The organism is Okeania sp. SIO2C9 (assembly GCF_010672455.1).
In the GTDB taxonomy this organism is placed as follows: Bacteria; Cyanobacteriota; Cyanobacteriia; order Cyanobacteriales; family Microcoleaceae; genus Okeania.
Genome location: NZ_JAAHGO010000063.1, coordinates 19,486 through 35,048, shown reverse-complemented (window position 1 = coordinate 35,048; position 15,563 = coordinate 19,486). Strand labels below are relative to the sequence as shown.

Annotated in this window: 11 protein-coding genes; 7 read left to right on the top strand and 4 right to left on the bottom strand. The window is 35.2% G+C overall.

The window, feature by feature from the left end:
* Window positions 1-321 precede the first annotated feature (321 nt).
* Together F6K23_RS30860 and F6K23_RS30855 are read right to left on the bottom strand one after the other, a co-directional pair.
* Window positions 322-1,683 (bottom strand): ArsB/NhaD family transporter, encoded by a 1,362-nt coding sequence (locus tag F6K23_RS30860; RefSeq protein WP_293163120.1) that lies wholly within the window; start codon window positions 1,681-1,683, stop codon window positions 322-324.
* Between the two features lie 540 nt (window positions 1,684-2,223).
* A complete protein-coding gene (locus F6K23_RS30855) occupies window positions 2,224-3,129 on the bottom strand; it encodes a phosphodiester glycosidase family protein (RefSeq protein ID WP_293163118.1) in 906 nt (301 codons plus the stop codon).
* 1,583 nt (window positions 3,130-4,712) lie between these two features.
* Here F6K23_RS30855 and F6K23_RS30850 point away from each other — a divergent pair.
* From F6K23_RS30850 to F6K23_RS30835, 4 genes are all read left to right on the top strand, one after another.
* Window positions 4,713-5,615 (top strand): MBL fold metallo-hydrolase, encoded by a 903-nt coding sequence (locus F6K23_RS30850; RefSeq protein ID WP_293163117.1) that lies wholly within the window; start codon window positions 4,713-4,715, stop codon window positions 5,613-5,615.
* A 101-nt stretch (window positions 5,616-5,716) separates the two neighbouring features.
* Entirely contained in the window at window positions 5,717-6,802 is a 1,086-nt protein-coding gene (locus F6K23_RS30845; RefSeq protein WP_293163116.1) for a bifunctional riboflavin kinase/FAD synthetase, read from the top strand.
* A gap of 429 nt (window positions 6,803-7,231) precedes the next feature.
* Complete coding sequence (locus F6K23_RS30840) at window positions 7,232-7,540, top strand: RNA-binding protein (RefSeq protein ID WP_293163115.1); 309 nt, start codon at window positions 7,232-7,234, stop codon at window positions 7,538-7,540.
* Between the two features lie 1,029 nt (window positions 7,541-8,569).
* A complete protein-coding gene (locus F6K23_RS30835; protein WP_293163114.1) occupies window positions 8,570-9,478 on the top strand; it encodes a MoxR family ATPase in 909 nt (302 codons plus the stop codon).
* A gap of 422 nt (window positions 9,479-9,900) precedes the next feature.
* Here the strand turns inward: F6K23_RS30835 and F6K23_RS30830 are convergent, their stop codons facing one another.
* Window positions 9,901-10,332: an AbrB family transcriptional regulator gene (locus F6K23_RS30830; RefSeq protein WP_293163113.1), complete on the bottom strand. Its 432-nt coding sequence runs from the start codon at window positions 10,330-10,332 to the stop codon at window positions 9,901-9,903.
* Between the two features lie 312 nt (window positions 10,333-10,644).
* Here F6K23_RS30830 and F6K23_RS30825 point away from each other — a divergent pair, with 312 nt between their 5' ends.
* The 3 genes from F6K23_RS30825 (at window position 10,645) to pyrR (ending at window position 13,144) form a co-directional block, all read left to right on the top strand.
* The gene (locus F6K23_RS30825) at window positions 10,645-11,088 is read left to right on the top strand and encodes an RrF2 family transcriptional regulator (RefSeq protein WP_202224756.1); all 444 of its coding nucleotides are present in this window, start codon (window positions 10,645-10,647) and stop codon (window positions 11,086-11,088) included.
* A 97-nt stretch (window positions 11,089-11,185) separates the two neighbouring features.
* Window positions 11,186-12,199 (top strand): adenosylcobinamide-phosphate synthase CbiB, encoded by a 1,014-nt coding sequence (gene cbiB, locus F6K23_RS30820; protein ID WP_293163111.1) that lies wholly within the window; start codon window positions 11,186-11,188, stop codon window positions 12,197-12,199.
* Window positions 12,200-12,613: 414 nt separating this feature from the next.
* Complete coding sequence (gene pyrR / locus F6K23_RS30815; protein WP_293163110.1) at window positions 12,614-13,144, top strand: bifunctional pyr operon transcriptional regulator/uracil phosphoribosyltransferase PyrR; 531 nt, start codon at window positions 12,614-12,616, stop codon at window positions 13,142-13,144.
* A gap of 607 nt (window positions 13,145-13,751) precedes the next feature.
* Here the strand turns inward: pyrR and opcA are convergent.
* A complete protein-coding gene (gene opcA, locus F6K23_RS30810) occupies window positions 13,752-15,074 on the bottom strand; it encodes a glucose-6-phosphate dehydrogenase assembly protein OpcA (protein ID WP_293163109.1) in 1,323 nt (440 codons plus the stop codon).
* Window positions 15,075-15,563 lie beyond the last annotated feature (489 nt).

Sequence of the window (15,563 nt, the reverse complement as noted above, 5' to 3'; positions counted from 1 at the left end):
ATGGAGTCGTACTGTGGGAATTAGGCAATATAGCGCAAGTCAAAAGTCAAAAGTTAAAAGTTAAAAGTAATATCTGACACTCGTTTGAGCATTTATAAATGTCCGCGCCCTATTTGCGTAGTGCAATACTAGAAAAAAAGGTGGAAAAATATTCCCATACTTGTGTGACTCTGTTGTTGGAATATTTAGTCGCGTCAAAATCTTAGAGATACACAGTCGTACATGGGAATTAGGCAATAATTGAAAATACTTCAATACACCCCATCTCCACATCCCTCCATCTGTTCCTCTATTTTTCAATGACATACGCATTAGTAGAGTTTAATTAATTTGCATTCCTGGCAACCAAATAATTAAACTCAAAAGACTAATAAATAAAATAGGTAAAATTATAGCTAAACTAATACCACAGTAATTTTTCCAACTAATTTGAAAACCATGTCGCTTGATCATATAAAACCAACATAGAGTAGATAGACTACCAATCGGGGTGATTTTAGCACCAACAACACAGCCAATAATAGTAGCATAAACCATTGCTTCTGAAATATTAGAATCTATTATTGGTGCAGTTTGAATTGTCAATATGTTAATCAAAGAAGATGGTAAATTATTACAGACTGCGCTAATAAATGCAGATAAAAAACCAGTAGCAATAATAGCTAGAGAAAATCCCCATCCAGAGATTTGAACTAACAGAGATTTAATTACATCTGTTAAACCATAGTTACTCAGACCAAAAACTATTATGTACATTGCCCAGATAAATAAAATCACTGGCAGGAAAGGATAAAATATCAATTTAAAGAGAGAAAAACAGTAATTTGTTAAAAATTTAGTTTGAGAAATTAAATCTTGGAATCGATAATTATTCTGCAAACTATTAACTGAAATTTTGTGACTTTCTTCACTCTCAAGTAATTCTTCTGATTGTAGGTATAAATTCTGCTTCTTTTGACTTTTATCCGCAAGTTTCAGACTAATTTTTGGTTCTATACTAGCTGCTGGTAATGCTCTTTCTAGATAATTTTTTCTGAATCTAAATTTTTTATATTTCCTAGGAATATCAGACCAAAAGTAAAACAACAAAACAACAATACTGGCAGCAATTGTCACGAAACTAACAGGTAGCATTATCATTATATAACTACCAAAAGAAATATTGTATGTAGTAGTAGCAATATAATTGACTGAATTACTGATAGAAAATGGTAGACTACTGATGTCAGCAACTAAGCCACAAGCTATCAGAAATGGGATAATTTCTTTAGGGGTAAACTTGAGTAAAATTAGAACTTCAATTACTATTGGTAGAAATAATAAGGTACTACCATAGTTAGCGAAAATAGCACTAACTAGAGCTACTAATATTAGCAGTGTGACAAATAAAAGTTTACCGCTACCCAGATTCCAATTAGCAATATGAAATCCGAACCAACGAAAAACTCCCTTTTGTTGCAATATCCAACTAATAGTTATTAAAGCTAGTAAGGTAAAGGTAGTATTTACTAAAATTGCCCAAATCAATGTAGGTAGATTTGCTAGAGAAACTAGACCAGTTGTGAGTGTTAGGCAGGCTCCTATCATTGCACTGAAACCTATATCTAAACCTTTTGGCTGCCAAAATACAAGAATTAGAGTACCTAGAAAAATCAATGGAATTAAGACTATTTGCCAACCCATAATATAGGTGATTATTATTTGTTTTTGTGAGATTTTTTTCTAAACTTACTATAACATTATCTTTTTTTTAAAGGTTTAATACCCCACACCTGACCTGCAGTGTCTACAAGTTTGTTGGAGTTCCGTCGAGCAGAGCTGCTTATTTGAGTATTCCCCATCCACTTTTTTCTTTTTCCAACTTCAGTCCTTCCTTCTTTCTTCTTCAATCATTTCATATCTGGTTCATAACACTTTCAAAAAATATTACTACAATAATTTTTAGCAAGTAGTAGTCAGGACTTAGTTAAGGGAAAAATATTCAATTTTTTTCTCTATTTCCGGTCTAATACCAATTACAAAAAAGAATGTTATGAATCATGTGGGTGATTAAAAGGCTTTATATATAATGTCCCTTTGACAAACAAGATAAGTTACGACCTAAAAAATTATAGCGAAGCCATTCCCATACGACTCCTGACTTCCCCTCTTAGGAGGGGTTAGGTGTGGGTTTACTCCGAAGAAATAGCCTATCTATTTGTAGCAAATATTTATCAAACTGGTCTAAGGTAGAGCATAAAATCCTAAATGGTTAGCAATTGAACGTTCACGCATAGGTACAAGAGTATGAATTGGTGAATTTAATAATTTAGCTTGGGAATTAGAATTTACTACTAAAGTTGTTGAACCACCACCATCTAAATTTAATGCTTTATCAGCACCTAAATTAATAATAAATTCAGTTAATTCTGCCAAAGTAACACCATTACTATAAAAAGGCTGTTTACCATCAACTAAGATTAACCATAATTTATCTCCTGTTTGATTAATTGCTACTGCTGTCCGTGGATAGGGTTTTTGATTCAAAGGTGAATTTTTTGGCAGAGTAACTGCTTGACCATTAGCAACTAAAATTAAATTACCAGAGATAGCTTGAATAGTTTGAGCTGAACAAATAGAGTTATCTGATATTTGAGCATAATTATTAACACTCAAACATAAAGTCGGCCAGTTTCTATCAATTATAGAGTAATCATCACCATTAGATATTGCCCGCCCAACTACATTAACTAAATCACCACTTTTAGGGTAAAAATCCCAAGGTGTCTTTTCATAAAAGGGGGAGAAAAAATTGGCATTTATTGCTAGTTGTAAATCAAATTCATTGACAAATTCAGAAGTGGTGCGGGCACGAATTTTCAGATCTGGAGAAGTAGAAATTCTTGGTGTGACTAATGCTTTTACTCCAGGGGTGTTCAGAGCTATAGTTACAACATGAATCATGACCGGGCGTGGTTGAGAAAAGGCAAATCTTTGATAAATAATACCTGGAAATAGTAATAAATTAGTGTTAGTTCGAGGTGGACGAATAACAGCAAGTATAGTAGTAATTGTTAGTAGTAAAACCAAGCAGAAAACTATGCTAATAGTCAACAGTGATCGCCATGTAAAAATTCTAGAGCGAGACATTAAATAAAGTCCTCATAACTATAGCAGTACAAAGAATCTTGTATATTCTAGTTTTAGTTTTTTATGCCATTTATCAAAAATAATGCTATTCTTATACAAAACTTCAATGATTAAATAATGACAGGATTCAACAACGTTTTGAGTAATTATTAGCCAGCGAATGTATATTATTTTTATGTTGACCGAATAATTAAGGTTTAAAGCCTCTCTTTTAAAGCAGAAACAAGAAAAAACTTTCTTTGAGTCAATCTTCTTATTTTCAAGGAGAGGTCATTTCAGTTATCAGTTATCAGTTATCAGTTATCAGTACCTCTGCAATAAGGAGGCTTGAAATCTGAAATATTCTCTTTTTTTATCCCCTTAAAAGGGGAGGCGCATACCCAGAATTTTTCGGTAATAATTAATAATTAATTATTAATTATTAATTCTTGAATACTCCCCTACTAAAAATACAGGTAAAAAAGTTTTTGATAAATGGTATTAGCTATGTCTGTCAGAGGTTGAATGTATCATAAAATATAAAAAAGGAAACAGGGAATATGGGAGCGATATGAAAATACAATTATACTTTTTATTTGTGAGCATAACCCATCGAGTTTGAATACCGATACACTACTCTTTTATGTTTATTTCAATCCTTGGACTTCTTCCCACTTTTATATAAATTTCTATCCATAATCTCTTAATAGTAATTTGACAAATAGTATCTCAAAAGCAATTCGGATTACCTGCCAAAAAACTTATGGCTGGCAATAAGTAAATTAAGAACAATGAACATAATTTAGGACAAAGTTAGCAAAAATAGATAAAAAAAATCTAATTTCTCTAGACAAAGCTTGATTTAACAAACAAGAAAATTATCCTCATTTCTAATTGCTCTAGTTCAGCTATGCGGAAATTAAAAATCATGCATTTAAAAGCGAGTGCTAATTGGCGAGGTTTCCTCAGAATATAAGACGCACATTTGACAGTCAATCATTTTTGATTTGTAATTGTTTTAGGATTTTTTAACTGGTAAGTTATTTCCGCAATCCTGTACTAAGTAATTATACCAGTTTCATAAAATATTGCTATAGTAGTTTGGTATGTTAGTGGAAATCTAGAGATTAATATTGTGTTTACTTGCAATCTTCACTAAAAACAGGAATGAAATAAATACTAAAAAAATTTGAAACAATTAGAAGCTGTGTAGATGCCACGTTCAAAAATTAATTTCAGGAGCGTAAAAGTTAAACTCTTGATACAGAAGTAGGTTGAAAAGCGTTGAGTAGATAAAAAAACTTTACTGTCAAAATTTATTTACTAAGTTATTACAATAGTAGAATTCTAAATAATCTGTAGATGTAGAAAATGGCCGATAAAAATTACGCGAGTCATTTAATATCAGCAGAACTAAAAATCCTAACTTTCATCTTCCACCCTCTTTACACCCAAAACTTTGCTAGATTCATTTAGGAAACAGTTAAAATATATTAAAGTATATCATTAAACTTAAAAATTAAGCCATTTTATTATGGCAAAAATTTGACTCATAAGTAAAATCTCCTCGATGGACTTACTCAAGAAATTCTGCAATAAAACTCATGTCGGTTAAACAAAATCAATTCACAGTTCAATTTTGGGGCGTAAGAGGTAGTATTGCTTCTCCCGGAGCAGAAACAGTAAGATATGGAGGTAACACTCCTTGCCTAGAAGTGCGAGTTGCTGGACATCGCCTGATTTTTGATGGTGGAACTGGCCTAAGAGTTTTAGGTCAATCCCTGATGTCTCAAATGCCCGTAGAAGCCCATATGTTCTTTACCCATACCCACTGGGATCATATTCAAGGCTTTCCTTTTTTTACACCTGCTTTTGTAAAAAATAATCGTTTCTATATATATGGAGTGGTTGCTCCCAATGGAGCTACTATTCAACAGAGGCTTAATGACCAAATGCTTAACCCTAATTTTCCTGTGCCTTTGCAAATTATGGGGGCCGAACTTAAGTTTTTCGATTTGGAAATAAGTCAGCCAATTAAAATTGGTGATATAGTTGTAGAAAATGCTTTGCTCAACCACCCTGGAGAAGCAGTAGGATATCGTATAAACTGGCAAGGATATGCTGCAGCTTATGTTACTGACACAGAACATTTTCCCGATCGCTTTGATGAAAATGTTTTATTTTTGGCTCGTCAAGCAGATGTATTAATCTACGACGCTACCTATACAGATGAAGAATATTATTCGGACAAGTCTAGTAAAATAGGTTGGGGACATTCAACTTGGCAGGAGGCTGTAAAAATTGCTAAAGCTGCTCAAGTTAAAAAATTAGTGATTTTTCACCATGACCCTATACATAATGATGATTTCTTAGATAAAGTAGGGGAGCAAGTAGCAGAAAAATTTCCTAATAGTTTGATGGCAAGAGAAGGTTTGTCAATTCAATTAATTCCTCCAAGCAATACTGAAGAGAATAATTCAGCATTAAAATACTCCAAAAAAAGCTGAAACTTTAGCTTAATGTTAATTTTGTGAGTAAGCTGACAAAAAATATAGATGAAAAAGATTAAATGTAGTAAAAAATAATTCAATCAATGAAAATATAAGGTGTGTGGGTAACTTCTTCTTTAGCTACAGTACTAACTCCAACTACCGTTGCCTTGGGAAACTTTGATGGTTTACATCGAGGACATAGGCAAGTAGTTCAACCAACTTTAAAATTAGATACTAGAAAAAATTCACTTTATGTTTATCCATCACAAACAGATACAGAAGTAGACAAAGACACAAAGCTTCAATTATTAAATTCATCATGGTATTACCAAAGTGAATTGGACAAAAATGATGATTGCCAAGAGCCAAAAATTTATTCAACTGTTGTCACTTTTAACCCTCATCCCCAAGAGTTTTTTAGTGGAAAGCCAAAAAAATTGTTAGCTCCAGTAGATGAAAAATTAGCTCTTTTTCAACAGATGGGAGTAGAACAAGTAGTACTACTGCCATTTGACCAAGAATTGGCAAATTTAACTCCTACTGAATTTGTAGAAAAAATTTTGGTAAAACACTTAAAAGCAAGTAAAGTAAGTGTAGGATGGGACTTCCGCTTTGGACGAAACAGAGCAGGAAAAGCAACAGATTTACAGACTATTGCAGCTAAATATAATATAGAAGCTGCTATTGTACCTCTATACACTTGTGAAAATGGAGAACGTATTAGCAGTTCTATAATTCGCCAAGCTCTTGAGCAAGGAGACCTAAAAAAATCCAATCGTTTATTAGGTCGTCCCTACAGTTTAGTCGGTCAGGTGGTAGAAGGGCAAAAATTAGGTAGAACTTTAGGATTTCCTACAGCTAATCTACAGCTACCGCCACAAAAATTTTTGCCTCGTTTTGGAGTGTATGCTGTAGAGGTCTATATCTTTGAGCAGAAGCAACTTCAGGAAAATGATTCTGGCGATCGCCCACACTTAGGAGTAATGAATATTGGCTGTCGCCCCACATTAAATGGTCTACACCCGACTACAGAAATTCACTTGTTAAATTGGTCTGGAGACTTATATGGTCAGACTCTAAAAGTAAATTTGATCGAGTTTTTAAGACCTGAACAAAAATTTGCTTCTTTAGATTTACTAAAAGCGAAGATTCAAGAAGACTGTGCAATTGCTAGAAGTATACTTATCAGTAATACTAAATAAATATAATGTACAAGAATGTAGTTGTCTCAATGGAAAATAATTGAGTTATGAGTAAATGTTGTATCACTTTAATTGATCATTGCTTTTGAATTCATTATTGGTCGAACATATCAACAATCAATTATGCAAAGCTAAAAAAAATATAGCATTCCTGTTTAATTGGTAAAATTTGATGAATAATTTAGCCTAGACATTTCATCAAACTTCTATGTAGCTAAAATCTAAAAAGTTTTACTGGTAGTTTTCAAGTTGGACTAAAGTTTTAATCTGTATAATTCTTAGCCAAAACTGTCTATGATATAATCTAGTTCGAGAATAGGTATAGGTTACAGTTTTTGCTTTCAGTGGTGAGCTTTTTTGTGATGTTTCATCTGGCATTGCTGGCCTTCCGAAATCTCTCTAGATTGCATTTAATTTTGGAGGTCAATTATGTCGGTTTACGTTGGAAACCTTTCCTACGAGGCAAAAGAAGAAGATATAAGAGAAGTCTTCGCCGATTATGGTACGGTTAAACGAGTTCAAGTTCCTACAGACCGTGAGACTGGTCGTCCCAGGGGCTTTGCTTTTGTAGAAATGGAGACAGAAGATGAAGAGACAGCAGCCATTGAAGCACTTGATACTGCTGAATGGATGGGACGTACTCTAAAGGTCAATAAGGCCAGGCCACGAGAAAGTCGAGGGTCATCTGGTGGTGGCGCAAGAAAAGGGGGAGGAGACAAATTCTCTCGTGACTACTAAATTCTCATAGTTAAATTAGATTCAATTCAAGGGATAGGAATTAATCCTGTTCCTTTTATATTCTCGTATTAATTACAATTTGATTGATAGTTTTTCTGATGTAAATAGTGCGATCAAGGTAATATTTTAAGTATTAAACTTCAAGAAATTGTTAAAATAAAATTTTTGGCCTTAATTTTGATGATGTTTCTCTTTGCTGTTTATTGTGCCAGACTTTTTGCATAAGTCTGTTAATTTTTTCAATTGATGAAAGAGTTTTAATTTAGGAGTTAGAAGCCAGGATATTTTGGGCTTTCAGCCAATATTTATTGTGACAAAATTAATTCAACTAAGTAGGTAAGCGTTAAAATTTATCGTGCTTAGGGAGGCAGAGGGTAGAAGGCAGAAGGAAAAAGACTTAGGAAATACTTTACTTTTTGTTACATACTTAATTTTTTTAGTGCCTACCTATTTAACAAACGTTACTGTTACTAAATATTAATTATTATGGTAGTGCCATCACAAAGATATAAGATTATTTGATAATTAAAGGAGTGTTCGGTCAAGAATATTAGGTAGTAGTTTAATCCAAACTACCTTCTAGACAGTACTTTGTGAAGAATATGCCACCGAAAATAGTATTTTTCAACTTTAGTGAAGTACAACTGTTTTTCTTCTTTATCTGTTCTGTTGCCTAAAATATAAAACTTTATACTTCATCAGTACAATAATCGCTATATTTGAATTGAGTTCATATCAATTCAGACAAAAATATTTTGTTAGTTTGATAAGAATAAATAAAAGCTTTAATACTCTTTCAGCCAATCTCAAACCTCCACTTCCCAATTAACTTAAGTTAATTTACTTCAATTTAAGTTAAAATTTTCTGTAAGGTAGATATTAATTTGAGATATTATTAAATTTGGAGTTAGTAATCTAAGAATAGCATAAAAATATCCCCAATATTAAATATTTAGATTTGCTAAATTACCCTACTTATATCTCAAAGCAATAAAAGTAATTATTTATAGATAGCAAATCATAAATTTTATGAAAGAAAGTATTGAAAAGCTGAAACAAAATCTTAGTCAAACTATTGTTGGTAAAGAAGATGCCATTAACTTAGTATTAGTAGCACTTCTTTCGGAAGGTCATGTTCTTTTAGAAGATGTTCCCGGTGTAGGTAAGACTTTATTAGCTAAATCTCTAGCTTATTCGATCGCTGGAAAGTTTCAGCGAATTCAATGTACTCCTGATTTACTACCTACCGATATTACTGGTACTAATATTTGGAACCCTAGCAGTGGAAAATTTGAATTTCTACCAGGTCCGGTGTTTGCCAATGTACTATTGACAGATGAAATTAATCGTGCTACACCGCGTACTCAGTCTGCTCTATTAGAAGTAATGGAGGAAAAACAGGTTACTATAGATGGGGTTTCGCGTTCTGTTCCTAACCCATTTTTTGTCATTGCAACTCAGAACCCTATTGAATATCAGGGGACATTTCCACTGCCGGAAGCACAAATGGATCGTTTTAGTTTATCTCTGACATTAGGCTATCCTACAGAATCTGAAGAGTTACAGATGCTACAAAGAATTTCTGAGGGAGTAGGATTAAGTACACTAAAAGCTTGTATTACTTTAGAGGAAGTCGAAGAGTTGCGTCGTTTGTGCAGTCTAGTGAAAGTAGATGAGTCTTTACAAAAATATATTCTCCGATTAGTCAGAGCAACGCGGGAAGATGAAGAAGTTACACTGGGTGTTAGTCCTCGTGGAACAGTTGCTTTGCATCGAGCAGCTCAAGCTTTAGGGTTTCTTGCTGGAAGAGATTACGCTATTCCTGATGATGTGAAATTTCTTTCTCCCTATGTTCTTTCCCATCGTTTGATACCAGCAGGAGGAAGACGTGCTCAAACAATTGTGGAAAGATTACTGACTTCTGTAATGGTTTCCTAAGTTTGAGTTTTTGATTGTTAGAAGTGCGGTTAGCTATTTGATAGTTAACTAGGTTTGCTCAAATTAATGAGAAATACAGGTAATACTAAATCCGGTTTATAGAACCCCCGATCGTATCTTTTAAAACTTAGGCGATCGCTTGGCTATACTAAAAAATATTTGCCTCCTTATAGTGAACGCAATCATTATTAAACCAATATATACCGCAATCTTTGTGACACTTTACATTCTGTAGAGAGAGAAATACTACGAAGGTACTAAATTAGTATTGACACATTAACGACAAGAAGAAGTATTTACTAAAAAGTGATGGTACAGCTATTGGTGCAACAAGCATCAATAGCTATAGTTCTTGATGCTTGAAGTGAAGAGAAGAGAATCAGTGAAATAGAGAATATGTTAAGTAAGTATGTAGTCTTAACTTAAAATGTTGCTGCTGATACTTCTTCTTCTTCTTCTTCCTCTTCTTCCACAACTTCACCTGCTTCTACTTGACGTAGGTGAATGTGTTTACGCCCCAAAGAAATCTCAAACTCATCTCCTGGCTTTAATTCCATTATTTTAGTATAAGCCGCACCAATTAGTAAATTACCGTTGGATTGTACGCTAATTCGATAGCTAGCAGAGCGTCCTCCACGGCCATTACCATTCTGTTTACTATCTAATTCAATACCTTCAGCATCAATCAAAGCATTCAAAAACTTCATCATGTTAACTCGTTCAACACCATTTTTAGTAACAGTGTAGTAGCCACATTCTCTCGCCTTCTTTTCCTTACTTTGATTACCTAAGTCTTTGACTTTTTTAAGTAAATCTTCCCCAGATAAGGGTTCAATATTTTTCTTTTTAGCCATATTTTCAGTCCTAACATTTTACTACACTTATCATTTTTTATCTTGGTTTGTTTAAATTCCAAGAAACGATAAACAAATATTTGCTCGTAAAACTATATTACACTAATTATCTGAATATTTCACATATTCGATCAAATTTTTAACACAATATTCTGAGAAGAGCTATTGATTATACTCATCTATCATATCTATAGTATGTAATATTAAGCATTGCGCTATCAACTATCAACTATTCACCTATTTAGTTGCAGGGCCTATTGATATAGTTATAGCTATAAATTCCTGAAGTCCCTTTGAATTAAACACAAGACAATGAAGTTAACTACTCGTGGGCATTACAGTGTTAAGGCACTTTTAGATTTAAGTTTACAACAAAGTAATACTCCCATATCTGTCAAAGAAATAGCACTACGTCAAGACATACCTATAGCCTATCTTGAAAAGCTATTAATAGAGATGCGCCGTACTGGTTTAGTCAAATCAGTTCGTGGTGCTCAAGGAGGATATCAATTAGCTAAATTACCTGCTCAAATATCTTTAGGACAAATACTAGAATCTGTTGGTGAAACAATCAAACCTTTACCTAGATATGTTCCTGATAATAAACAGGCAGAAGACTGGGTTACTTATTCTATCTGGCATAGATTAGATAAAAAACTTTCTGAAGCACTTTACAATATTTCTCTAGAAGACTTATACTATGATGTCCGTAGTTGGCAAGCTGTAGTAGGAGAAGAAACGAGTTTTGTTGTTTAATTTTTGATAGCTTGACTGTCAAGTTGTAATAGTTAATCAGTAGTATATGATTCACAATGATTACTTATTAAAACAAATTTATAACTATTGAATTCCTGTGAATGCCAACTATACTTTAATTATTCTTTTCATAGCTGCTTGCCTAGATTATTTGATTGGCGATCCTTGGAGTTGGCCACATCCTGTAAATATCTTAGGTTGGATAATTACTCATTACACTAAACAAATATTTAAACTCACTAAACCTCATCAAGATAACTCTGGCGTATTTATACTTAGATTGGCAGGAATACTACTAGCGATCGCTCTTGTTTTTGGCAATGGAATTATCAGTTGGTTAATTATTCAAGCTTTACGAATAAACTTTGTCCAATTTCCTATATTAACAGTAATAACAGAGAGTATTTTATTAGCTAGCTGTTTTGCCGGAAAAAGTTTAAGTATGGCAGCTCAAGAGGTACTTCAACTGGTAAGAAGTAACAATTTAATTCAAGCACGTCAAAAATTAAGTATGTATGTAGGTAGAGATACAGAAAATTTATCAAAATCGGAAATATTTCGAGCAATTTTTGAAACAGTAACAGAAAATGCAACAGATGGGGTAATTGCACCTTTATTTTACGCTTTAGTGGGAGCAATAATACCAGGTGTAGGTAGCGTACCTTTGGCATTTGCTTACAAAGCTGCTAGTACATTAGATTCGATGATTGGGTACAAAGAAGCGCCCTATACTGATATAGGATGGTTTAGTGCCAAACTAGAGGACGTTTTAACCTGGCTACCCTGTCGCTTAAATGTGCTGACTATAGCTTTGCTCTCTGGTAAACCTTTATATGTTTGGAGAATATGCCAAAGGGATGCGGTGAAAGACCCTAGTCCTAATGCTGGTTGGAGTGAATGTGCCTATGCTGCAAGCTTGGGAGTACAGGTAGGTGGTACAAACTCATACAAGGGAGTGGTTAAACATAAACCATTATTAGGAGATCCCATCTATCCAATTACGCCAGAAATTATTGATCGAGCATTGCAGTTAACTCGATATTGCTTTCTAATTTGGTTGGGGTTATTTTTTATCTGTTATATCATGTCCGGTAGCATCGGTATTGTATAGTGAAGGTAAGGAAGAAGGAAGAAGGAAGAGGGAAGAGGAAAGAAGGAAGAAGGCTTAAAAGTATGAAAAAACGTAAATTTCATGTAGATATTCACCCTTGGTTTTACACAAACGCGCCCCAGGGGACATGATATTTTTTATCAAAATAATTAGGTCTAAAACCCTGCCTTGATTGGCGAAATGTTCTTGGAGGGGAGCTTATAGCGGTTTTCAAGGTTTTCAAATAGATAGATAGAGTATAGTGGCCAAAGCATTTTTCTGATGCATACGGACGCCCTTATGCAACGTCCCTACCTGCCTCAACCAAAAGAATTTTGTAGTCTACTTAAATGAAAACCTCTGTAAATCCCCGTTACAAAAACAACTTCTGACTTCTGACTTCTAACTTCTGACTTCGTTAAGGTGGTGGAATACATGAACAATACTGTAGAAATTTTATCAGCACAGGAGTTACGGCGTACTGTTACTCGTCTTGCATCCCAAGTAATTGAAAATGCGGGAGATTTGTCTCAACTGGTGTTGTTAGGCATTTATACTAGAGGAGTACCGCTAGCAAAAATATTAGCAAATCAAATTGAATTGCTAGAGCAAGTTAAAATACCTGTGGGAGCATTGGATATTACTTTTTATCGAGATGACTTGAATATAACGGGAATGAGAACACCAGCTAGAACTGAAATTCCTGGTGATATTACTGGTAAGATTGTGGTTTTAGTTGACGATGTAATCTATAAAGGTCGAACAGTGCGAGCTGCTTTGAATGCAGTTCTTGAATATGGTCGCCCAGAAGCAATTAAATTAGTTGTGTTGGTTGATAGGGGTCATCGGGAACTACCCATTCATCCAGATTTTACAGGTAAGAAGCTACCCACTTCTAGAGAAGAGAAGGTCAAAGTTTATGTGCAAGATATTGATGGGAGAGATGGCGTGGAGTTATTTCGTTAGAGGGTGTGGGAAGTGTGGGAAGTGTGGGGAATAGGGGAGTGAGGGAGTAGGGGAGATGGGAAAGCACCCCTAACCCCTCCCAGGAAGGGAATGTGGGGAGATGGAGAAAGATTTAGCAATGGCGCTCAGATGGAAATTTTTTTGGCGTTGGTGAATGTAGCTATGATTTTTGTGCTTAGGAGGTAGGGTATTTATAGAAGCCATTTGGTATCTATTTAAAAAGTTACAAGTTCAATACCCATCTGGGTTTTATGATTCTGGCAGTCATTTTTCATAATTTTTCAGTTTCCTGAACCCTTATAGTTGTTAGGCTCCTTAAAACGGCTTTCCTGAAGGCTTTGTATTTCAAGAAAAGATACGATCAGGAGTTCTATACAGCGCTTTAACCACACCGTCAGAATTAAAAACCTGTAGGGACGTTCCATGGAACGTCCCTACTGTGGTCTACCGAAATGAAAACCGCTCTAAGTCGGATGGCCCTCGGAGGAGTTTAAATCTCATTTCCGTTCCGGAATGCTTCCCTACGGGATGCTACGCAAATGCAAACGAGGCCATCTCAAAAAAAAATCTGCTGATCGCTCTCGGTGCTGACCGCTGAAGTGCTTCTTTAACGTAACTTGAGAATGTCAGCAGTTATAGCCAAACTCTCTTCATATAAAACTTCCCGACCCCAACGTTGTAACTGTTGAGCCATCAAATATTCTGCTTTCTGGTCGCTCAAAGCACTAACTTGCTCTGTACGACAAGACTGAGCACTACCACCTGCTTCTAATCGCATACAACCAGTATCTTCAGAACATAAAATCGTGCAACAGTCAGCATTAGGATTACTAGACCCCAAACGCACGCCTACTAAATCTCCAGGAATTTCACCATAGTCAGCGGTAGGAATTGCTGCTAACTCAGCTAAAATCTCCTTATCCGTAGGACTGGTAAACTTGACATGAACGATATCATAATCACCACCAATCTCAGTATAAGCTGTGGGTTGCCAATCAAGACGACTAGCAAACCAACCCAAGAACATTAGTGCTTGAGCAGCATTCCCTTTTTCATAGTCAAGAGTAATTTTATCGATTTCACTCAAAGCAGCACGACGTTGTGGTGGATCGAAAGTTGCAGCAGCTAACTCTTGCCATGCAGATAGACGGTGCCAATTTAAGTCAGCAATATATGTTTGATTTTCGATTAGCTCTTGCATTTTGAGAAATTCTGAATCTGCATCGCTAAAATAAGATGAATCTAGAATAATGCAATTGCTATTTTCACAAAGGTTTCGGAATAATTCTTGTTCTGGGTTGGGAGTAGCTTTCCACCAAACAAATTTCGGCAAGTCAGGAATCATCAATGATGTCACGACATCACTCACCCTTTCTAGTGCTTCTTTAGTTCCGCGTAGGGTAATGTATTCACAGCAAGTTAATGAAGACTGCTTTTTCTTTACTGGGCAATAAGCAGAAACTTGTGCTGTTACCCCTGTATCTTCTCCAAAAGTAGGACATAGTGTGATGACTCGACAGGGATTTTGATTTGCAATTACTTCACTAATGCTAAATCCTCTAGCATCCATGTTGGGGAATTGCCGAGTTTCTGGAGATTTCGCAGCCCATTCTGAGCGTAACTTGGCGAGAGTCTCGGAGTCTATCCTACCTGTTATTGGTAACTGATAAGCTTTTTGAGCTTCTTTGATAGCGTCACGGGCCTCAGTGCCGTTAATACCATCTATTTCACCTTTATAGAATCCCAAACCAGCTAAAAGTTGCTGAAATTCTTCGGGTTCATATATTACCATGCTGAAAGTAGCTGCTCTGGTAGCGATCGAAGTCGCTTTTCCTCCATTTTGACCGAGCCAGATTTTACTAAGTTCTGCTTCAATTTCTCCGAGAGAAATATCTTTTGGTTGTTGTAAGGCAACAAGTGTTGTACTCATTTTTCTTGTTTGTAAATGCTTTACTGATGGTTATTTGTAGCGCGTAGCGCTGGGGAATAGGGAATAGCAAACTGTAAAAGAGTTTTAGGATTGAAAAACGTCCTAACCAATTACTGTAGTGCTATAGAAACCCAATAGTCAAAAATTGAAATCATCCGCCAAGAAATAAATTTCTTGGCTCAAAGCAGAAGTCATCTTTAAGATGACTAAAGATAACTAAATTTATTATGGCTAATTAATGAGACTTGATATAAGTCACAATTGGAAGAAAAGCTTCTGCCTTCTCCCCCCTTTCAAAGGGGGGTAGGGGGGATGCCCTCTGCCTTCCTTCCACCAAAGTAGCGGGCATGATATTACCGAAAAATTATGGTTATCAAGCCTCCTCTTTTAAGGGGATAAAAAAGCGGTCGAGATCTGGCGAGGTCTCCTCGCCAGATCTAATCGACCAAGAGAAGAGAATATTTCAGATTTCAATCCCAACGCCTCAGC

Excerpts from the sequence above, each read along its gene's own strand:
- F6K23_RS30830 (WP_293163113.1), bottom strand. The coding sequence starts at position 10,332 with ATGGCTAAAAAGAAAAATATTGAACCCTTATCTGGGGAAGATTTACTT.
- F6K23_RS30835 (WP_293163114.1), top strand. The coding sequence starts at position 8,570 with ATGAAAGAAAGTATTGAAAAGCTGAAACAAAATCTTAGTCAAACTATT.
- pyrR (WP_293163110.1), top strand. The coding sequence starts at position 12,614 with ATGAACAATACTGTAGAAATTTTATCAGCACAGGAGTTACGGCGTACT.
- F6K23_RS30825 (WP_202224756.1), top strand. The coding sequence starts at position 10,645 with ATGAAGTTAACTACTCGTGGGCATTACAGTGTTAAGGCACTTTTAGAT.
- F6K23_RS30850 (WP_293163117.1), top strand. The coding sequence starts at position 4,713 with ATGTCGGTTAAACAAAATCAATTCACAGTTCAATTTTGGGGCGTAAGA.
- F6K23_RS30860 (WP_293163120.1), bottom strand. The coding sequence starts at position 1,683 with ATGGGTTGGCAAATAGTCTTAATTCCATTGATTTTTCTAGGTACTCTA.
- opcA (WP_293163109.1), bottom strand. The coding sequence starts at position 15,074 with ATGAGTACAACACTTGTTGCCTTACAACAACCAAAAGATATTTCTCTC.
- F6K23_RS30855 (WP_293163118.1), bottom strand. The coding sequence starts at position 3,129 with ATGTCTCGCTCTAGAATTTTTACATGGCGATCACTGTTGACTATTAGC.
- F6K23_RS30840 (WP_293163115.1), top strand. The coding sequence starts at position 7,232 with ATGTCGGTTTACGTTGGAAACCTTTCCTACGAGGCAAAAGAAGAAGAT.